Source organism: Idiomarina sp. PL1-037 (assembly GCF_034422975.1).
Taxonomy (GTDB): Bacteria; Pseudomonadota; Gammaproteobacteria; order Enterobacterales; family Alteromonadaceae; genus Idiomarina.
Genome location: NZ_CP139873.1, coordinates 1,715,355 through 1,735,081, shown reverse-complemented (window position 1 = coordinate 1,735,081; position 19,727 = coordinate 1,715,355). Strand labels below are relative to the sequence as shown.

The 19,727-nt window shown below is 46.4% G+C and carries 15 protein-coding genes; 9 read left to right on the top strand and 6 right to left on the bottom strand.

The window, feature by feature from the left end:
• The first annotated feature begins 26 nt into the window (after positions 1-26).
• Positions 27-722, top strand: a complete 696-nt coding sequence (locus tag U0358_RS08095) for a 2OG-Fe(II) oxygenase (protein ID WP_322405929.1) — start codon at positions 27-29, stop codon at positions 720-722.
• A gap of 38 nt (positions 723-760) precedes the next feature.
• Here the strand turns inward: U0358_RS08095 and U0358_RS08090 are convergent, their stop codons facing one another.
• Positions 761-3,535, bottom strand: a complete 2,775-nt coding sequence (locus U0358_RS08090; protein ID WP_322405928.1) for a M16 family metallopeptidase — start codon at positions 3,533-3,535, stop codon at positions 761-763.
• 215 nt (positions 3,536-3,750) lie between these two features.
• Here U0358_RS08090 and udk point away from each other — a divergent pair, with 215 nt between their 5' ends.
• Positions 3,751-4,383: a uridine kinase gene (udk, locus tag U0358_RS08085; protein WP_286822964.1), complete on the top strand. Its 633-nt coding sequence runs from the start codon at positions 3,751-3,753 to the stop codon at positions 4,381-4,383.
• 1 nt (position 4,384) lies between these two features.
• Positions 4,385-5,605, top strand: a complete 1,221-nt coding sequence (locus U0358_RS08080; RefSeq protein WP_404398994.1) for a NupC/NupG family nucleoside CNT transporter — start codon at positions 4,385-4,387, stop codon at positions 5,603-5,605.
• A gap of 38 nt (positions 5,606-5,643) precedes the next feature.
• Here the strand turns inward: U0358_RS08080 and tesB are convergent, their stop codons facing one another.
• Complete coding sequence (gene tesB, locus U0358_RS08075) at positions 5,644-6,504, bottom strand: acyl-CoA thioesterase II (protein ID WP_322405927.1); 861 nt, start codon at positions 6,502-6,504, stop codon at positions 5,644-5,646.
• 259 nt (positions 6,505-6,763) lie between these two features.
• On the opposite strand from tesB, the gene acnA reads away from it, so the two are divergent.
• Complete coding sequence (gene acnA / locus U0358_RS08070; protein WP_317497199.1) at positions 6,764-9,433, top strand: aconitate hydratase AcnA; 2,670 nt, start codon at positions 6,764-6,766, stop codon at positions 9,431-9,433.
• A gap of 45 nt (positions 9,434-9,478) precedes the next feature.
• Here acnA and U0358_RS08065 read toward each other — a convergent pair whose 3' ends face one another.
• Positions 9,479-10,186, bottom strand: a complete 708-nt coding sequence (locus U0358_RS08065) for an SDR family NAD(P)-dependent oxidoreductase (protein WP_317497140.1) — start codon at positions 10,184-10,186, stop codon at positions 9,479-9,481.
• Positions 10,183-10,554 (bottom strand): 2-amino-4-hydroxy-6-hydroxymethyldihydropteridine diphosphokinase, encoded by a 372-nt coding sequence (folK, locus tag U0358_RS08060; RefSeq protein ID WP_317497139.1) that lies wholly within the window; start codon positions 10,552-10,554, stop codon positions 10,183-10,185. Before folK ends, U0358_RS08065 begins: the two co-directional genes overlap by 4 nt.
• A 145-nt stretch (positions 10,555-10,699) precedes the next feature.
• Here folK and U0358_RS08055 point away from each other — a divergent pair, with 145 nt between their 5' ends.
• The 4 genes from U0358_RS08055 to asnB all read left to right on the top strand — a co-directional run bounded on the left by U0358_RS08055 (position 10,700) and on the right by asnB (position 15,832).
• Positions 10,700-11,188, top strand: coding sequence for a hypothetical protein (locus U0358_RS08055; protein WP_322405926.1), 489 nt, complete (start codon positions 10,700-10,702; stop codon positions 11,186-11,188).
• On the top strand, positions 11,181-12,617 hold the full coding sequence (locus U0358_RS08050) for a sodium:solute symporter family protein (protein WP_317497137.1): 1,437 nt from the start codon (positions 11,181-11,183) through the stop codon (positions 12,615-12,617). Before U0358_RS08055 ends, U0358_RS08050 begins: the two co-directional genes overlap by 8 nt.
• A gap of 113 nt (positions 12,618-12,730) precedes the next feature.
• On the top strand, positions 12,731-13,798 hold the full coding sequence (locus tag U0358_RS08045) for an aspartate/ornithine carbamoyltransferase family protein (RefSeq protein ID WP_317497136.1): 1,068 nt from the start codon (positions 12,731-12,733) through the stop codon (positions 13,796-13,798).
• 18 nt (positions 13,799-13,816) lie between these two features.
• On the top strand, positions 13,817-15,832 hold the full coding sequence (asnB, locus tag U0358_RS08040; RefSeq protein ID WP_322405925.1) for an asparagine synthase (glutamine-hydrolyzing): 2,016 nt from the start codon (positions 13,817-13,819) through the stop codon (positions 15,830-15,832).
• Positions 15,833-15,845: 13 nt separating this feature from the next.
• Here the strand turns inward: asnB and msrB are convergent, their stop codons facing one another.
• Positions 15,846-16,904 carry a peptide-methionine (R)-S-oxide reductase MsrB gene (msrB, locus tag U0358_RS08035; protein WP_416183002.1) on the bottom strand — a complete coding sequence of 353 codons (1,059 nt, stop codon included), beginning with the start codon at positions 16,902-16,904 and terminating at the stop codon, positions 15,846-15,848.
• Positions 16,905-17,003: 99 nt separating this feature from the next.
• Between msrB and U0358_RS08030 the strand changes: the two genes are divergently transcribed.
• Positions 17,004-18,053 (top strand): hypothetical protein, encoded by a 1,050-nt coding sequence (locus U0358_RS08030; RefSeq protein ID WP_322405923.1) that lies wholly within the window; start codon positions 17,004-17,006, stop codon positions 18,051-18,053.
• Here the strand turns inward: U0358_RS08030 and U0358_RS08025 are convergent.
• Positions 17,957-19,726, bottom strand: a complete 1,770-nt coding sequence (locus U0358_RS08025; protein WP_317497132.1) for an ExeM/NucH family extracellular endonuclease — start codon at positions 19,724-19,726, stop codon at positions 17,957-17,959. The genes U0358_RS08030 and U0358_RS08025 overlap by 97 nt on opposite strands.
• Between the last annotated feature and the right edge of the window lies 1 nt (position 19,727).

The following is a 19,727-nucleotide window of genomic DNA, read 5'->3' as shown; positions in this document are numbered from 1 at the left end:
AGACATAAGGCCATAAAGTCACTGTTATGAATGATTTCATTGAAACTTATGATAATGCGCTATCGAACGAACTATGCCAGCAACTCATTGATGTTTTTGAACAGTCTCCACACACGTTCGATGGCCGCACGGGTAGCGGGGTGGATACCACGAAAAAGGTCAGTACCGATTTATCGCTCAATGCTCATCCTGAATATCAGGAATTGTTGCTAAAAATCCAGCAGACAACAGCACGCCAGGCTCTGGAGTACTTTAAGAAATACCGGTTTGCTTTAATTGGGCCTGTCGCACTGACACTCCAGCACCCTAAAACGAAACAACCAGTTGCTTTGACTAATGATAACTTTGATGAAGTCGCAAAAGGCAACGAAATGGCAATTATGCAAAAGCTGTTTCGGGTTGGTGCAATACAAATGCAGCGTTATCGAAAAGGCAAAGGTAATTACAATTACTGGCATTGCGAAGCTTATCCACAAAAAGGCTCTACTGAACCACTGCACAGAGCTCTATTGTTTATGTATTACCTGAATGATGTGGATGATGGCGGAGAAACGGACTTTTATTATCAGGAGCGTTCGCTAAAGCCTAAAGCGGGTCAAATGGTGATAGCACCAGCGTATTTTACTCATACTCACAGGGGAAGAACGCCAGTTTCTAACGACAAATACATTCTTACCAGTTGGATCCTGCACAGTCGCGCAGAGCAATTATTTGGTCCATAAAAAAAGCCCCCAGCCTTCTCGGCCGGGGGCAGACATTATTATTTAATGTCGTCTTCACTTAGGATAGTTACTTCCCCAAGGTTAAGTTCACGGATCTTATCTTCAATCTCAGCTAAGTCGCCAACAATAACCCAGGTCATAGCGTCAGGTTTTAGAACCTTATCGGCACTTTCCTGGATATCGTCAAGGGTAATAGCGTTGATGCGCTGTCCATAAGCTTCCAGGTATTCAACGTCTTTGCCTTTATTGAAGGTACTGACCAAACCGCTAAGCAGGCTACCTTTAGTTTCATACGCACCAGGTAATTTAGCGGTTTTATTAGCCATCACTTTGGCGAGTTCGTCTTCTGTAGCAGGCTTGTTGCCTTCGTATTGAGTAAACTCTTTTATGATTTCCTCAACCGACTCTTTGGTTTTGTCAGTTTGCACTGGTGCCAAAGCCATTAACAAGCCCGGACCTTCGTTATCCAGCCAAATTGAACGAGCACCGTAAGACCAGCCTTTATCTTCACGTAAGTTCATGTTCAGACGGCTGGTAAAGCTACCACCAAGAATAGTATTCATAACATCGATGGTGTCGGCGTTATCAACTTGACCAGATGGTGCCAGCTGTCCGGCTATAATTAAAGACTGTGGATTCCCTGGTTTATCGATAAGGAAAACACGGTTGGTTTCAGAGGCCATTGAAGCATCAAGTGACTTCTCTGGCTTATCAGAAGCCGGAGCCTGCCAACTAGAGAACTGCTCTTCTAATAGTGACTGAGCTTGCTCAACGGTTGTATCACCGACGATAACCAATTTGGCGTTGTCGGGACGTAACCAGGTTTGCGCATGCTCGACCAAGTCTTCACGAGTTAAAGACTTGATAGACTCAACGGTACCTGAACCTGTTAACGGCTGACTATAAGCGTGCCCGTCACCGAACATCAAACCAGGAAGAACACGTAGAGCCTGAGTTTGAGGGCGTGCTTCTTCTTTGCGAATGCCTTCTATCCAGTTTGAACGCTTGCGCTCAATTTCTTCTTCAGAGAAGGCTGGATTTTGCAGAACGTCATTCATTAACGCCAGACTTTCAGCGAAGTTAACGCTGAGTGTGTCCATGCTAATGCGTGAACTATCCAGGCTGGCCGACGCATTTAAGTTGGTACCTAAAGACTCTAAACGTTCATTCAACTCTAGCGCGCTTAAGTTTCTTGTACCTTCTTTTAACATCGACATGGTGTAACTTGCAGTGCCGAGTTTACCGCCAGCATCTGAGGCATAACCGCTGTCAAACACCATGCTCATTTCAATGGTTGGAGTATCGCTACGCTGTGCCAGGTAAACTTCTAAGCCATTGGATAAAGTAAAGGTTTTAACTTCAGGCAATTCCAGCTGTGGCAAGTCGCCAACGTTAGGTAATTGTGAGCGATCGGCATTGGTTTCCTGAGTAGCATATTCAGGCTGTGGCACAACGTTAAGAACGAAGTCACCATGACTTAACCACTGCTCTGCGGCGTTTTGTAGATCGTTGGTTGAAGCTTGTTTGGTCCACTTCATTTCTTTTTCGTAAAAGCCTGGGTCATTATGATAGACCGCGCCAGATGCGAGTATGTCGGACTTGCCACCGAAACCACCAACTTTTTCAGCGCGACGAACAAAATCTGCCGTGGTGCTGAATTTAGTGCGTTGTAATTCTGCTGCTGTCGGGCCTTCTTGTATCAGGCGTGCAAGTTCTTCATCGATAATTTTTTCAATCTGTTCAAGTTCAACACCGGGCTTGGCGTCGGCAGTGATCATAAATTGACCGGCCAGTTTACGACCGTACTGGAATGCGCCCACTGAGCTGGCAATTTGTTCGTTATAAACTAGGCGCTCATAAAGTCGTGAGTTTTTACCGTTAGCCAAAATATCGGCCAGAAGGTTGAGGTACTCAGAGTCGGAAGTTCCCATCTGTGCGGTATTCCAAACCTTATAAATTCGTGGAGCCGGAACGCGATCTTCCATAGTTGAACGTTTTTGTTCGTCGCGTTTGGCAACCCAGGCTTCCTGCTTCTGAAGAGGCTTGCCAGGTTCAATATCGGCAAAGTATTTGGTGACTTTTTCTTTCGCGGTTTCAACATCTATATCGCCGGCCAAAACCAAGACTGCGTTGGCTGCGCCGTAGTAGTCCTCAAACCATTGGTGTACGTCGTCAAGAGAAGCGGCGTTTAAGTCTTCCATGGAGCCGATAACGGACCATGAGTAGGGATGTCCTTCTGGGAAGGTTTGTTCGGCGATATAACTCCAGGCCTTACCATAAGGCTGAGCTTCACCCTGACGTTTTTCATTTTGTACAACGCCGCGCTGTTCGTCGAGCTTGTCCTGAGTTACAGCTCCTAACAGGTGACCCATACGGTCAGATTCCATCCAAAGTGCCATATCAAGTGCTGGCGTAGGGACGTTCTCAAAGTAATTAGTACGATCATTGTTAGTCGTGCCGTTCATTTCTGTAGCGCCTGCACGCTCAAAAGGACCGAAGTATTCGTCATCGTAGTTTTCAGTGCCATTGAACATTAAGTGCTCAAATAAGTGAGCAAAGCCGGTTTGCCCGGTTTTTTCGTCTTTAGAGCCAACGGCGTACCAAACGTTTACCGAAACAATAGGGGCTTTGCGATCTTCGTGAACAACGACAGTTAAGCCGTTATCCAAGGTAAATGTCTCGTAGTTGACCTTTACTTCTGGAAATTGTGACTGACTGACAGCCTCTTGGTTACTAGCCGACTGGGTTGACTGGCAGCCACCTAGAAGGGCTGTCGCAACCGCAACAGCGGTGATAGTTTTCATCATTTTCATAGTGGTTCCTGGATTATTTTTTACTATTAGCAGACTTACTATACGAGAGGGCGGACTGACATGCATGTTGAAGTTCAGGCTAAATTGTAACGAAATTAAACAGATGAAAGATTATCGGTGAAAGTTATGACAATAAAGGTATCAGTCAAGTCTTTTAATTACACAGACAATCAAGGATAATTGCGCCGGTTTTCAGCAAATAGAAACGGAAGCTTGTGAGTAAAATAACAGTGATAGCGATAGCTGGCGCGTCAGCGTCGGGAAAAAGCCTGTTTGCCTCCACGGTGTATCAGGAGTTAGTGGCTGAATTAGGAACTGACGGCATTGCTATTCTGGCCGAAGACGCTTATTACCGTGACCAGAGTCATATGACCATGGAGCAACGGGTGCTAACTAACTATGATCAGCCTGCTGCTTTCGAACACGATTTGCTGATGCAACATTTGCGGCAGTTAAAAGCCGGTGAAGCGGTTGATATGCCGCAGTACAGCCATACTACACATACCCGCCTGGAAGAATCGATACGGGTTGCTCCGGCGAAAGTCGTAATGGTTGAAGGTATTTTGCTGTTAACTGATGAAAAGTTACGTGAGCAGTTTGATATCTCGGTATTTATGGACACGCCTTTGGATATATGTCTGCTGCGCCGTATTAAGCGCGATATTGAAGAGCGTGGACGTACGTTGCAGTCGGTTACTGAGCAATATGAGCAGTATGTTCGTCCCGCATTCTTTGACTTTATATTCCCGTCTAAGCAGTTTGCCGATCTCGTTGTCACTCGCGGTGGTCAAAACGAAATCGCCATTGATATTATAAAAACAAAAATACGTCAGTTGCTGGCGGAATAAAATTGGTTCTTTTATGAATAGTATTCTCGGCGTTGCCGTCATCTTTCTCGTTGCCTATTTAGCGTCAACGGATCGTAAAGCCATTCGCTGGCGAACGGTTCTCGGAGCATTCGGTATTCAAGTAGGGTTAGCATGTATTGTACTCTATACCACTATAGGGAAAGAGCTGCTACTGAGTTTTGCGGCCGGGATTTCCGAGGTCATTGGGTACACTCAGGCAGGCATCAACTTTTTATTTGGTGGATTGGCATCAGAAGAGTTTGGTCTTGTTTTTGCCATTCATGTTTTGTCGGTCATTGTTTTCTTCTCTTCTCTTATTTCCGTTTTGTACTATTTAGGCATTATGAAATGGATTATTCGCATTTTAGGCGGGGGGTTGCAAAAGCTGTTGGGTACGAGTCGCCCGGAATCGATGTCAGCAGCTGCCAATATTTTCGTGGGGCAAACCGAGGCGCCTATGATGGTCAGGCCATTTATCGGCACGATGACGCGCTCTGAGCTGTTTGCGGTTATGGTGGGCGGTATGGCCTCAGTATCTGGCTCTGTGCTTGCGGGGTTAGCCGAAGTCGGAATCGAGCTGAAGTATCTTATTGCGGCTAGCTTTATGGCTGCGCCCGGTGGATTCTTAATGGCTAAAATGATGATTCCTGAATCAGAAAAGCCACGTAACGATCTCAACGAAATTGAAGTAGAAGATAACTCTGCAAATGTCATTGACGCAGCAGCTCAAGGGGCTTCTAGTGGCCTGCAGTTAGCAATGAATGTTGGCGCTATGCTATTAGCCTTTGTTGCTTTGATCGCTTTAATTAATGGCGTTTTTGGCTGGGTCGGTGGTTGGTTTGGGTATTCTGAACTCACCTTACAACAAATTTTTGGTTATGTATTTCAGCCGGTTGCCTACGTACTAGGCGTAAGCTGGGATGAAGCGAATCTGGCGGGAAGCTTTATTGGCCAGAAGTTGGTTATTAACGAATTCGTTGCGTTCCTCGATTTTGTCAATTACAAAGATCAGCTAAGTGAAAACTCTCAGGTAATTATTACTTTCGTGCTTTGCGGATTTGCGAACTTTTCATCTATTGCCATTTTGCTTGGCGGGTTAGGCGGTATGGCGCCAAGTCGGCGCCATGACATTGCTCGTTTAGGCATGCGTGCTTTATTAGCAGCGACTTTAGCAAATATGATGAGTGCTGCAATTGCCGGTTTCTTTGTCTCCCTGACCTAATCAGTATACGTTAACACGCCCTGATACCGGGATCGCGTTTAACTGCGGTCCCGTATTACACCTTCCTGAATTGTTGACGCAACCAATACACCGTCACGTGTAAATATTTGCCCACGAACTAAACCACGCTGACCACTGGCGGAAGGACTGTCTATTGCGTAGAGCAGCCAGTCATCCATACGGAAATCGCGATGGAACCACATAGCATGATCAACAGTCGCAACCTGCATATGGGGTTGGGCAAAGCTGACGCCATGAGGCTGCAGTGCTGTTGGCAAAAAGTTGAAGTCTGACGCGTAAGCCAGCAAATATTTGTGCACGCGCTGATCGTCCGGCATGTTTCCGTTTGCTCTGAACCAGACATAACGGCGCGGTTCGTCTTTTTCAGGTTTGAATGGGTTATAAGGGGTAACAAAGCGCATCTCTATAGGCTTATCGCAAATGAACTTTTTGCGCAGTGGAGCCGGTATCAGCTCTTCGTGTTCGCGATAAATATCCAAATCTGAAACTAAACCTTCAGGGCCAGGCACTTCAGGCATGGTGTCTTGATGCTCATAGCCATTTTCCTGCTGCTGGAAAGATGCCGTCATGTAAAAAATGGGTTTACCATATTGTATGGCTTTGACTCTGCGTGCTGAAAAGCTTTTACCGTCACGTATGGTTTCAACGTCATAAACAATGGGCTTTTTGGCGTCCCCCGGACGTAAAAAGTAACTGTGAAACGAATGGCACACTCGTTCCTGAGGTAATGTTTCTTTAGCGGCCGAGAGTGCCTGTCCAATAACCTGACCACCAAAAACTGCGCCAAAGCCTAAATCCTGACTTTGCCCACGGTAAAGACCGTCCTCAATGCTTTCCAGGGTTAGCAGGTCGAGTAAATCATCGAGTACCTGACTCATCCAATATATCCTTACTTAATTCGCTAAGACTGATGTCTGATTGATCTTAAACACTTTTTACAGACTATGTAATATAAACACAATTTATAATAAAAATAGTTGCTTAACTGCGCACTTAATCAGCAATTAATTGGAACAAACTTTTGATTTATGTTTTCATCAAAGCACATATTTGATGGCTGAAACGGTTCTGTTTGTCTATATTTAAAAGACCGTTTAGTTCACAATGACGCTTTGGAAGCGAATGGGAGAGAATCGTATGTCAGGCAAAGACAGTCTGAAAACCTTAAGTTCGTTAGATGTTAAAGGGAAAACCTTTCATTATTTTAGCCTGCCTAAAGCAGAAGAAGCCTTAGGAGACATTTCTAAACTTCCTGCTTCAATGAAGGTTTTACTCGAAAACTTATTGCGTAATGAAGATGGCGAAACCGTCACGAAAGACGATTTGCAAGCCATGGTCGACTGGTCGAAAAAGAAGAAAATTGACCGCGAGATTCAGTACCGTCCTGCGCGGGTTCTGATGCAGGACTTCACCGGTGTTCCGGGCATTGTCGATTTAGCCGCAATGCGAGACGCTGTGGCGAAGGCCGGGCATGACCCTGAAGTCATTAACCCATTGTCCCCTGTCGATCTGGTTATTGACCACTCGGTAATGGTAGACAAATACGCAACCGAAGGTGCTTTTAAAGAGAACGTCCGCTTCGAGATGGAACGTAACAAAGAGCGTTACGAGTTCCTGAAGTGGGGGCAGGGTGCCTTTGAAAACTTCCGCGTAGTACCACCGGGTACCGGTATTTGTCACCAGGTGAACCTGGAGTACTTAGGTAAGAGTGTCTGGACGAAAGAAGAAGACGGCAAAACCTTTGCTTACCCTGACACTTTGGTTGGTACCGACTCGCACACCACTATGATCAACGGTATCGGCGTATTAGGCTGGGGCGTTGGCGGTATTGAAGCTGAAGCGGCAATGCTGGGGCAGCCGGTTTCCATGTTAATACCAGAAGTTGTCGGCTTCCGTATGACCGGCGCGCTGAAAGAAGGTGTAACCGCGACAGACTTAGTCTTAACCGTGACCCAAATGCTGCGCGAAAAAGGCGTAGTCGGTAAATTTGTTGAGTTTTACGGTCCGGGACTGGACAACTTACCCTTAGCTGACCGCGCAACGATTTCGAACATGTCGCCTGAATACGGCGCGACCTGTGGTTTCTTCCCGGTCGATGACGAAACCTTGCGTTATTTCCGTCTGTCAGGTCGTGATGAAGAAACCATTGAGTTGGTTGAGAAATACTCTAAAGCACAGGGTTTGTGGCGCGACAATGACAATGAACCGGAGTTCACTGACACGCTGGAGCTGGATTTAAGTACTGTAACGGCTTCATTGGCTGGTCCGAAACGTCCTCAGGACCGGGTGGATATGGAGCAGCTTGGCAGTAATTTCGACCTGATACTGGAAACTAACGGTAAATCGGGTGAGAAAGACAAAGAAGTCCAAGTGAAAGGTAAGGATTATTCCTTATCGCACGGTGATGTTGTTATTGCGGCTATTACGTCTTGTACGAATACATCAAACCCGAGTGTCATGATGGCGGCTGGTTTGGTTGCTAAGAAAGCCGTAGAGAAAGGTCTGACGCGTAAACCCTGGGTTAAATCCTCGCTGGCACCGGGCTCTAAAGTGGTTACTGACTACTTCGAAAAAGCCGGTTTAGATGAATACTTAGATAAGCTTGGTTTTAACTTAGTGGGCTACGGATGTACCACTTGTATTGGTAATTCCGGTCCGCTGGATGATGAAATAACACAGGCCATTAATGAAGGTGGCTTGACGGTATCTTCTGTGTTGTCAGGCAACCGGAACTTTGAAGGCAGAGTGCATCCGGAAGTCCAGGCTAACTGGCTGGCGTCACCACCGCTAGTGGTTGCCTATGCGCTGTCAGGTACAACACGTACCGATTTGAGTAAAGATCCTTTAGGTAAAGATTCAGACGGTAATGATGTGTTCTTGAAGGACATCTGGCCTAGCAGTTCAGAAATTGCTGAAGCTGTGAAAATGGTTGATAACGAGATGTTCGGCAAAGAATATGGCGAAGTCTTCGAAGGTGATGAAGAATGGCAGTCAATTAGTGTTGCTGAAGGCAATACCTATAACTGGCAGGACGACTCTACCTACGTTAAAAATCCGCCGTTCTTTGAAGGTATTGATAAGCCATTGCAAGCACCGAGCGACATTAAAGACGCTAACGTGCTGGCGGTATTTGCTGACTCAATTACTACCGACCACATTTCACCGGCAGGCTCTATCAAACCGGATTCACCGGCAGGTAAGTATCTGCAGGAAAATGGCGTCGAAATTAAAGACTTTAACTCTTATGGTTCGCGTCGTGGTAACCACGAAGTCATGATGCGCGGTACTTTTGCCAATATTCGTATTAAAAACCAGATGCTGGATGATGTTGAAGGTGGTTACACCAAGTACATTCCAACGGGCGAGCAAATGGCCATTTACGATGCCGCCATGAAGTACATGGAAAATGACACGCCGTTGGTTGTATTAGCTGGTAAAGAGTACGGGACCGGTTCAAGCCGCGACTGGGCAGCAAAAGGTACAACGCTGTTAGGGGTTAAGGCCGTATTGGCTGAGAGCTATGAACGTATTCACCGTTCTAATCTGGTGGGTATGGGCGTTCTGCCGCTACAATTTGCTGAAGGTGAAGGTGTTAAAGAACACAAGCTGACCGGCGAAGAGCAGATATCGATTTTAGGTCTTGATGATAATCTCAAGCCTGGACAGATGCTGAAAGTTGTTGCTAAACGCAAAGACGGAAGCGAAGTTGAGTTTGAGGTTAAGTGCCGTATCGATACCGGCAATGAAATGAGCTACTACAAAAGTGGTGGTATCTTACATTACGTATTGCGCGGAATGCTTAAATAAGAGTCGCTACAGTGAATTGAAACCCGGCCATTGCGCCGGGTTTTTTTATATCATCAAGCCACGACCGCCGTCGACTTTAATGGATTCGCCCGTAATAAATGGGTTGTCACGTAAAAAGCGAACGGTTTCTATCATGGGCTCTAAACCACCTTCGACCCTCAATGGTGTCTCATCCATAACCTGCATCCGATGTTCTTTATCGTGCTCTGGTAAAAACAGAATAGGACCTGGCTGAATGGCGTTGACTCTTACTGACGGCGCTAAGCTTTTAGCAAAAGCCTGGGTCATGTTAGCGAGTCCGGCTTTCGCTGCGCAATAAGCGATGTAATCGGTAGACGGGCGGTCAGCGTATATGTCCGTAATATTAACAATCAGACCATTCTCTGAATGGCTTAATTGCCGTTGCAAGCCGCTTATGAGCAGGTATGGCGCCATCCCGTGTACCTGGAATACCGCAGCTAATGCGTTATTGTCGTTATCAACGGTCTCGTTGTCGAAAAAACAGGAAGCGTTGTTAACCAATAGATCGACAGAGTCCGTAGCGCTGCTAATAGTACGCACCATGGCCTGAATACTGTCTATGTTGGTGAAGTCTGCTTGTACGCCCTGAGCGCCTAGTGCTTCCAGTTCGTCAATACCGTCACGCGAGCTGTTGTAGTGAGCAAATAACTGGTACCCCTCAGTTAGCAGTGCTTTGGCCAGTTCAAAACCAAAGCGTCGTCCGGCGCCTGTAATAACTGCTGTTTTTTTCATGAGTTGAGTCCTAAGTCTGGTAATACAGAGGTTAAATATTCCGGTACCTGAGGGTTTTCTTCAAGCCTGCCCAGGATATCTATATCTATAGTGCGATCTTTAAAGCTTTTTTGAGGGTCAGAACGGTCGCGGCCCATAGCCTCTTCGATAGCATTAAACTCTTGCTTGAGTTCATTAGCAGACATAGGCGTGCGAATAATAAATAAAGCGTTCAAAAAGTCGTTATTCGTATCCATATCGACTGGTGAAGTCGGTATGTTTCGTGAAAAACGTATATCGTCGGATAAAGCTTTAAGGGCCTTTTGTGCCTGAGGAAAATGTGTTTCAGGCTCTATGTTTGAACCAAGACTGCATAAATACTCTTGCATTGGATAACTGACCACTAAACGTAAATGATATGTTGTACTGACTACGGGCAAAAACAGTAAACAGATGACTATGTTAAACAGTTGAAATTAAAAAATTCTGCTGCTAGCCTGAGATTTCAACTAATGCTACTGAGCAGAAGTTTTAATGACAGCGCAGAAACACGGCTTTAACTATTGCTATATTTTGTTTGCTTTATGTTTGTTGGTAATGTTGCCAACAACTGCACATGCGAGCTCGTTAAAGCTGAGCGGTCCGGACTCCGTTGTAAAAGAAGGTTACTTCACTGTTTCTGTCAGCGGCCCGAACTTTGACGAGCTTAACAGAGTTACTATTGAAGTTGCCAGCAATTCAGAGTTTGCCAAGAGCACTCGTCAGTTTCCCACGTTAGGTGATTTCCAGGATATTTCACTTACCGGTTTTAGCAACGGAACTTATTATTTGCGCGCTCGAGCCGAAGGTCCTGATAACGAAGTTCTCACCAGCAATACTATTGAGATAACAGTACAACATTATCCGCTCTGGCAATCTCTGACTTTATTCTTCGTCGGCCTGGTTATTTTCATTACTCTGGTAGCAACCTTATTACTGCTTCATCGGCAATGGATTCACTCCAGACAAGAGCGCCATGACTGAGTTCGCACTGGATACGGGTACCGGCATCACGATTATCCTCCTGTTTGGGGTGTTTTGGGTAGCCTTTGGTTATTGGCTGGGACGGAAGAACCGCAGTCACGAGGACTTTGCTCTGGCAGGTCGGAATGTTGGTTTTGCTTTTGCCGCGGCAACAGCTATGGCAACCTGGGTGACCAGTAACACCACGCTGGTTGCACCTCAGCTAACCTATCAATTCGGCATTTGGGGCATGGTAGGGTATTCCTTTGCCGCTCTGGGCTTAGTGCTGTTTGCACCTATGGCTAAACGCATTAAGGAACTTCTGCCTAATGGTTATACATCGGGCGACTTTGTGCGGTTGCGTTACGGCAACCTGGCCTGGCTTGTCTTTATCATCATTTCTGTGGTTTATGCTTTTGGCTGGTTAATTAGCCTCGGAATGGCCGGTGGTATTTTGCTTGAGTCACTCAGTGGCCTTGATTATCACATTGGCATGACCACCATACTGGTAATTTGTGTCGGCTATACGCTCTTTGGCGGAATGCGGGCGGTTATTGCTACCGACTTTATTCAGGCTTTAATTATCATTGTTGGTGTCAGTTTTATCGCTTACTGGATAATTGATAATGTTGGCCTGGAAAGCATTCACAGCAACCTGACAAGCGAACACCCGCAACTGCTGGATTTACTGTTTCCTGCAGCTGTTATGTTTTTGTTCAATAATATTTTCTTTGGGCTTGGCGAGATTTTCCACTCCAATGTCTGGTGGTCACGGGCTCTGTCTTTTAAAAAGAATGTGGCCTACAAGGCGTATTTAACCGGTGGCTTATTATGGTTGCCTATTCCTATTGTTACCGGGTTCATCGCCTTAGCAGCACCGCAGCTGGGAATTTTCCCGGCAAGCCCCGATATGATTGGCCCTACCGTTGCCGCGGCTGTACTTGGTAAAGCCGGAGCCATTATTGTTTTTATTGTTATTTTTTCTGCGTTGGCGTCCAGCCTGGACTCGTTACTCGCAGCTACCTCAGACTTAGTCACACAGGATATTTTCCATAAAAAACTAAAACCTAAAGCCAGCGACAAAACATTAATGCGCTTTAATCGCAGCTGTATTCTGGGCTTAGGAGTCGTTACCTGGTTATTGTGTTTGCCGCGTATTGCGACTTTAGGCGCTTTATTGAATTTTGCCGGAGCTTTTGTTGCCAGCACCATCTGGCCAATAGTACTGGGGCTGTATCATCGTCGGCTGACGGGAACCTACGCGGCGTGCGCTATGGCGTTCGGTACGGCGTTTGGTATGCTGAGTTACTTTGTTGTCGGCTTCTATGTCGCCGCTTTAGTGTCATGTGCAGTTTCCGGTCTAATATGTTTAGTGGGTATTTTACGTAGTAGCGAAAAGTTTGACTGGGACACACTAAATGAGAAGGAGCCGTCAAATGCTAATCAGTGAACTGGCTTTTGAGTGGTTAATTTCTTTGGCGCTAATAATGACTTGCTTAGCTCCTGTTTTGTTACTGGGGCTTTTTATTAAAGATTTTATTTCTAAAACCATATGGTAATTGTATGACTATAAAGGATGTCTCCTTTGAACGAGAGCGGCCCGATGTTTGCGGCGATGCTCATCCAAAGGCGTTATTAAAAGCAATTCAGGAAGATGGTGATTACTTGCTGAATTTGTCGAATCAGCATGTTGTGTCTGCTGATCAATTTTCGCAGTTAGGGATGCTGCAATTGTTCCGACTTGCGGCCAAATACGAAGCTAACCCTCGTCGTTTTAGTACCTCATTACAGGGAAAAATTTTAATCAGCGCGTTTTATGAACCAAGCACTCGTACTCGTTTGTCATTTGAAAGTGCCTGGCACCGCCTGGGCGGTGATATCATGTCAATTACTGACCGTTCTACTACCGGCATAGCCAAAGGTGAGCGTTTAGCCGATGTGGCTGAAATGTTTAATAACTATGGCGACTGTGTCGTGTTGAGGGATAATAATGAAACCTCACTGGAAGAGATGATCGATTCACTGCGAATTCCCATTATTAATGCGGGTAATGGTTCAGATGAACATCCAACTCAGGCGCTTACGGATATGTACGCACTGTTTAAATGGCGCCCCGATTTAGTGACGGAAGAAGCCGATAAAGCACCAATAAAAATTGGCATTATTGGTGTGCCAAATAAAATGCGTACTGTGCGTAGCTTTATTAAATGTTTAGTAAAGTTTCCAAAAGCAATTGATGAAATTGTCATTATTCATGACGAGGAATCGTCGACTCAGCTGTTCGGAAGTGAGCAACGAGAACAAATTGAACAAGCCGGAATAAAGATTCGTACGACCCGGAATTTAGAGCAGGTACTACCAGAGCTTGACGTGGTTTATATCAACGCTATTTCGTGGGAAGGTGATACCTTTAGTACTTATGGCAGTGAGTTTCACTTAACGGCTCAGTCACCGCTAAAAGACAGCGCTATTATTTTACATCCATTAGCGCGCGGTGAAGAATTATCCGCCGATCTCGACCATACGCCTCATAACTGGTATTTCAGCCAGGCACGGGGCGCGGTGTTTTTACGTATGGCGCTACTGACCTGTATGGTGCAGCGAGCTGAACGCGTCATTGATGTCGTCTGATACGAGGAAAAGCAAAGAATGTGTGGAATTGCTGGCGTTTTTCATCATCAAACGGAAAGAGCGATTGAACCCCAAACTTTAGTGAATATGGCTGCGATAATGCATCATCGTGGCCCTGACGGGTTCGGCTATGAAGTACAACACGACTATGGCGTGGGATTTAGTCACGCCCGTTTATCCATTATCGACCTGGACGAAAAGCGAGGTCGGCAACCTTTTATATCAGCCGATAAACGACTGATGCTGACCCATAACGGTGAGTTTTACGATTTTAAACGCATACGTGCGGACTTAACCGCTCGTGGCGCACGCTTTAACAGTAAAAGCGATTCTGAAATTGTTCTTCACCTGTTTGAGCGTTATGGACTGGAGAGCACCCTAAAGGAGCTTCGTGGAGAGTTTGCTTTCGGCCTGTTCGATGCCAAAGACGAAAGTCTTTACCTGGTGCGCGACAGGTTTGGAATTAAGCCTTTATACTGGACGGAAACGGAGCACGGTGTGGTGTTTGGCTCTGAGCTGAAAGTGTTGTTTGCTCACCCGGACGTTAAACGGGAGTTTTCGGCAGAGGGCTTATACCATCAGCTGATTCAAGTAATGGTTCCGGGCTCTACTGCTTTTGAAGGGATTAACCAGGTTCAGCCGGGGTATGTGGTTAAGTTGCAGCGCAAAAATGGCAAAGTGGTTGCAACGGAACATAAATACTGGGATGTCGATTTTCCACCGGAGGAGAGCTATCCAGGAGCGGATGTCGACGAGGAATCCTATATTGAAGGGGTTCGCGCTAAGTTACTGGAAGCCGTCCAGCACCGAATGACAGCCGACGTTCCTGTCGGTTGCTACTTGTCGGGTGGTATTGATTCATGTGCCATTCTTGGGCTTGCGTCTGCCTCAACCCAAACCTCGGTAAAAGCTTTTACCATAGGTTTCGATTCTGCTGACTATGACGAAACACCTATTGCAGAAGAAATGGCTGAAGCGACTCAGGCTGATCACCATATTATGCGGCTTAAAGCCGATGATCTCTATGACCATTTTGTGAAAACCTTGTGGCACACCGAGCGAACAATATACAACACTCTGGGTGTGGCCAAGTATTTGATGAGTAAAGAGGTACACGAAGCCGGTTATAAAGTGGTAATGACCGGAGAGGGCTCCGATGAACTCTTTGCCGGCTACCCGGCTTTTAGAAAGGACATGTTCCTGCATGGACTCGACCACTTGCCGGAAGTGGAACGGGTTGAATGGCAGGAACTGTTAGAAAAAAACAATAAACTCTTTAAGGGCGCAATGTTGGCCCGCGAAGAGTTTGTCAGCGAAGCTTTTAACCAGAAAATGGGTTTTACTCCAAGTTGTGTGCAGCCTTGGCTGTCGTGCTCATCGGTTGCCTTGCCGCTTATGTCAGAGAACAAGCGGCAACAGGTTGAAGGCTACGATCCTAGCCAGGCTATTGCTAACACGCTTGATAAAGACATGCTGGACGGCCGGCACCCGCTGGACAGGGCTCAATATGTCTGGATTAAAACCATGCTGGAGGGGCAAATTCTGACCTGGGGTGGCGACCGTGTAGATATGGCGAATTCAATGGAGGCGCGCCCGGCATTTTTAGATCATCACTTAGCGGAATATGCTTTCACTGTGCCGCCACATCTGCGCATTAAAGGCAATAAAGAAAAATATGTGTTGCGCGAAGCGATGAAAGGCTTGTTGCCGGAAACGCTTTATAAACGTGAAAAGTTCGCTTTTATGGCGCCGCCGGCGCACACCGATCCGGAAAAGTGGAAGGCCGTTGAGAAGCTGGCAGAACAGTTTCTGAATGCCGATGCAGTGAAGTCAGCGGGTTTGCTGGACTACGACGAAGTGGTGCGGACTTTTGAACGGCATCAGGATGAGAATGTTCCGAACGAAGAACGTGTACAGCTTGATGCTGTCATCAACCACATGTTAGGTGTTCAGGTACTGCATCATCACTTTGTGGCTACTGATGTGCCCGCGCAGGCTCAGCAGCGCGCTACTGAGCTGGGCTGGACAGCCTGATTGTATTGGTTAGTTAGTCACCGGTGACTGCAGGAATGTAGTCACCGTAACCTTCTTCCTCCATTTTTTCTAAAGGAATAAAGCGCAACGCCGCGGAATTCATGCAATACCTTAAACCGGTAGGCTGAGGGCCATCCTTAAAGACATGGCCGAGATGTGAGTCTGCTTTGCGGCTGCGAATTTCAGTTCGAGTGTAGAACCAGCTGCTGTCATCTTTTTCTACTACCGCGTCAGGGCTTATGGGTTTGGTAAAGCTTGGCCAACCGGTACCCGATTCGTATTTATTTGCTGAAGAAAAAAGCGGTTCACCACTTACCACATCCACATAGATGCCGTCACGTTCATTGTCCCAGTAGCGGTTATCAAAGGCAGGTTCCGTTTTATCTTCCTGAGTCACCGCATACTGAATATCTGTTAGGCGCTCCTTTAGTTCACTGTCACTAGGTTTAACGAAGCTTTGCTGCTTAGATGTGCCTGTGGGGTTGTCATTCGTAAATTGCTGATAGTCAACGTCCGAGGTGTCGCCCCAATGCTTCTCGACGAAGTCATAACGGCCCGAGTTGTAGGTATAAATACGGTAGCGAACGGGGTTCTTGTCGTAATAGTCCTGGTGGTATTCTTCAGCTTTGTAGAAGCTCTTAAAGGGTGTTATTTCAATAACCACCGGATCAGGAAAGGGGCCGTTTTTATCCAGCCACTCACGCGACTCCATAGCTATGCGTTTTTGTTCATTATTATGATAAAAAACAGCGGGGCGATACTGTTTGCCGCGGTCAACAAACTGTCCGTCGTTGTCTGTCGGGTCACTGATACGCCATAACTTCTGAAGTAATGCTGCATAGCTTACGACATCCGGGTTGTAGTATATCTGGGCTGCTTCCGTGTGCCCGGTTTTACCTGCTGAAACCTGCTCATAGGTTGGGTTAGCTTCATCGCCTCCGCTGTATCCCGAGATGACTTCCCGGACGCCAGGCATTTTCTCGAAAGCTTCTTCAACACACCAGAAACAGCCGCCGGCAAAAGTCGCAACTTTTTCATTTTTTTGCTTTGTTGGCTCGCTATTCTGTGCCATGCTGAAACAAGATACTAACAAACTGACAATAAGAATTATAAGGCGAAACGACATCGTGTTCTCCAACCAAAGGTGGTGTTTAGTTATAGACCGTTCGATATGAAAAAGATTACTTGGTTAGCTTTTATTTTTAGTCTTGGCTGCCAGTCAGCTACAGCAGATCAACAGGCTGATGAAGAAGATGATATGTGGCTGGACGGTTTCCGTAACGGGCTTGGAACCTCGGTAGACGTGACCGCACGCTGGTTTGACGGCTTATTCGGCGATGAAAGCATTAATCAATATGAACGCTCTTATGGGCGGCTTTCGGTTGCGCCGCAATGGGATCAGTACGATGGCTTTGAAGTTAAATCGCGATTCAGAGCCCGGGTATCCTTGCCTAAGTTAAAAGAAAACGTTTCAGCTTTCATTGGCCGGGTTGATGAAAATGAGTTTTTAGATGATGGCTCAACCGGTCGCCCTTCGGTTATTCGTTCCCCAAAGTCAAACGAAGAGTGGCTAGTAGGCTTAGGCTTTGATCCCGACATTAATGAAGCGCACCGGGTATCCTACAGTATAGGTATCCGTGGTGGGTTACGGTTTGACACCTATGCCAGAGCCCGCTATATGACCGGTTATGTTTTTTCCGATAATCATCAAGTTCGTATGCAGTCTTCGGCTTTTTGGCGCGACAGTGACGGCTTTGGTGTTGCACAGAGAGTGGATTATGAAGCCACATTAACGGATACATGGTTATTAAGGTGGGCTTCTAAAGGCACTTTTGCGGAAGAAACAGACGGTGTTCGCTGGAACAGTACTGCGCGTTTATATCATTTGTATGCACAGGAAAAAGCCTGGGCGACAGAAACCTGGATAGAGGGGAATACTGACCACGAGGTGCCTGTTCAGGACTATGGATTACGCTTTCTTAACCGTCAGCGATACTTACGGGACTGGTTTTTTGTGGAAACTTGGGTTGGGTACCACTGGCCTCGCAACCTTAAAACGGAACAGCGTAGCGGCCAGTGGTTAATTGGTGTTGAGTTCGAGGTTCACTTTGGAACTGATAATGCCTACATGCCAGAGCCGGAAAAAACGAAGTCCAGTACTAGTGGGTCATGGTCAGAAGAGCGGAAAGGGCCTTCTGCAAAATACGCCTCGTCGCGGTAATCATATACCTGGGGCTCGTCAGCATTAAAGGGCAGGTGATAGACCCCCTGAATCTTTTCCTTAAGTGAATCTGCAACAAAAACATGATCTAAAGCCCCGGCCTGACTGTCGTATACGTAAGAATAGTCTTTTGCGCCTGAAGGGTTATAAAAACCATTGTCAGCAAAATAACGTACCGGGTCTTCCTGATAATAAGCGTTAAAATCACCCAGCAATACCGGGTTTGCTAGAGACTCACTGTGGATCCACTGCGTTAACTCTTGTGATGACTTAAGTCTTAAATCATTCCAGCAGGCCTGCCCGTCATTTTGGTTACTGTTTGGGCTTTCAGAGTCTTCCGGACAACTGCCTTTCGACTTGAAGTGGTTTACCACAACACTGAATTGTTTATCCGTTTTGGCGTCGATAAAACTTTGCGCAAGAGGAGGGCGGCTTCCCCAGGAAAAAGGCCCCTGGCGTGTGAATATCGCGTGAGAACTTGGTTTTACGCGCTGCGGTTGATAAATAATACCGACAGTAATTTGGTCTGTTCCAATTTTTTCGGCATGCGGCTCAGCTATTGCGTAATCCTTTCCTGATGTCTTTTCCAGCGCCTCAACCAGTTGCGTTATTGCGCTGCGCTCACCAAATCCGTCGTTCTCAATTTCCATTAAGCCAATAACATCAGCATCAATAGCCGTTAGTGCGGCAACAATTTTTTTCTGCTGTCGTTGCATTTGCTCATGCGTGTCGGCTCCTCTGGGAGTCGGAAATCCTTTTCCGGCACCGTTTCCGTTAAAGAAGTTCAGCACATTAAAACTGGCGACGCGCACAGCATTATCTGATTTCTCCGACAGTTGCGGTTGCACCGACGGTGTTTCTAATTCTAAGTCGTCAGTTGGCTGAATTCTATAACGGTTATTGAATTGGCTGATAATACCGGAGAAACTTTTCAGGGTAGCCCCCGAGCGCAGGCTACTTTGTTCACCATGCTGAAGTTCGTTAAATGGCAGCGGGCGGGGTTTGACAATATTGCTGTTGTCATCAACCTGCAAGCGATTCAATCCGTTTTCCTGTGCCTGGCGCTTTGCGTCTTTTCCCGGCATAACGATTTGAGTCGGTGTCCATAAGCGGCCTGCGGAAATATCGAAAAAGCCGTAGCGTGGGTAATTGTAATTTCCGGAGACCGTCAGGCTCTCACCTCCGGCAGCGGATAAAATGACAGGCATACCTTCTAAAGCTTCAAACCGGTCAAGTGATTCAACCGGGAGCTTCAATTCAGTTGTCGCAGGAAGAGCTTTTGCATCACCACAGGTTGTTATATTGGACACTTCTATTAACGAGGTTAATTTGGACTGCTCTTCAACTTGTCCCGTCACTCTTACCCATTCACCGTTATTAACTTGTGAATGTTGCTTCCGGGTGACGATAAATAAGCCCTCTGAAGTCGCAGGGTTGTCATCCATGTCTTCAGGTAAACTGTGAATGAAAAAACCACCAAGTTGTTCAGACGACTGCCAGCTTGCGGTAACAATACCGCTCACGGTTACTTGCTTACCAACCTTTGGAGACTGTTCATTGTCTCCCTGCACCTGTGAAATAGGAATAATCTCTTTGTCACTTCCACAGGTTTCTGCAATTGCAGCACCCGATATAAGTAGAGCGGGTAATAAGCTAAGTAGTCGTTTGTGCATG

Excerpts from the sequence above, each read along its gene's own strand:
- U0358_RS08095 (WP_322405929.1), top strand. The coding sequence starts at position 27 with ATGAATGATTTCATTGAAACTTATGATAATGCGCTATCGAACGAACTA.
- U0358_RS08090 (WP_322405928.1), bottom strand. The coding sequence starts at position 3,535 with ATGAAAATGATGAAAACTATCACCGCTGTTGCGGTTGCGACAGCCCTT.
- tesB (WP_322405927.1), bottom strand. The coding sequence starts at position 6,504 with ATGAGTCAGGTACTCGATGATTTACTCGACCTGCTAACCCTGGAAAGC.
- acnA (WP_317497199.1), top strand. The coding sequence starts at position 6,764 with ATGTCAGGCAAAGACAGTCTGAAAACCTTAAGTTCGTTAGATGTTAAA.
- U0358_RS08065 (WP_317497140.1), bottom strand. The coding sequence starts at position 10,186 with ATGAAAAAAACAGCAGTTATTACAGGCGCCGGACGACGCTTTGGTTTT.
- folK (WP_317497139.1), bottom strand. The coding sequence starts at position 10,554 with ATGCAAGAGTATTTATGCAGTCTTGGTTCAAACATAGAGCCTGAAACA.
- U0358_RS08055 (WP_322405926.1), top strand. The coding sequence starts at position 10,700 with ATGACAGCGCAGAAACACGGCTTTAACTATTGCTATATTTTGTTTGCT.
- U0358_RS08050 (WP_317497137.1), top strand. The coding sequence starts at position 11,181 with ATGACTGAGTTCGCACTGGATACGGGTACCGGCATCACGATTATCCTC.
- U0358_RS08045 (WP_317497136.1), top strand. The coding sequence starts at position 12,731 with ATGACTATAAAGGATGTCTCCTTTGAACGAGAGCGGCCCGATGTTTGC.
- asnB (WP_322405925.1), top strand. The coding sequence starts at position 13,817 with ATGTGTGGAATTGCTGGCGTTTTTCATCATCAAACGGAAAGAGCGATT.
- msrB (WP_416183002.1), bottom strand. The coding sequence starts at position 16,904 with ATGGCACAGAATAGCGAGCCAACAAAGCAAAAAAATGAAAAAGTTGCG.
- U0358_RS08030 (WP_322405923.1), top strand. The coding sequence starts at position 17,004 with ATGAAAAAGATTACTTGGTTAGCTTTTATTTTTAGTCTTGGCTGCCAG.
- U0358_RS08025 (WP_317497132.1), bottom strand. The coding sequence starts at position 19,726 with ATGCACAAACGACTACTTAGCTTATTACCCGCTCTACTTATATCGGGT.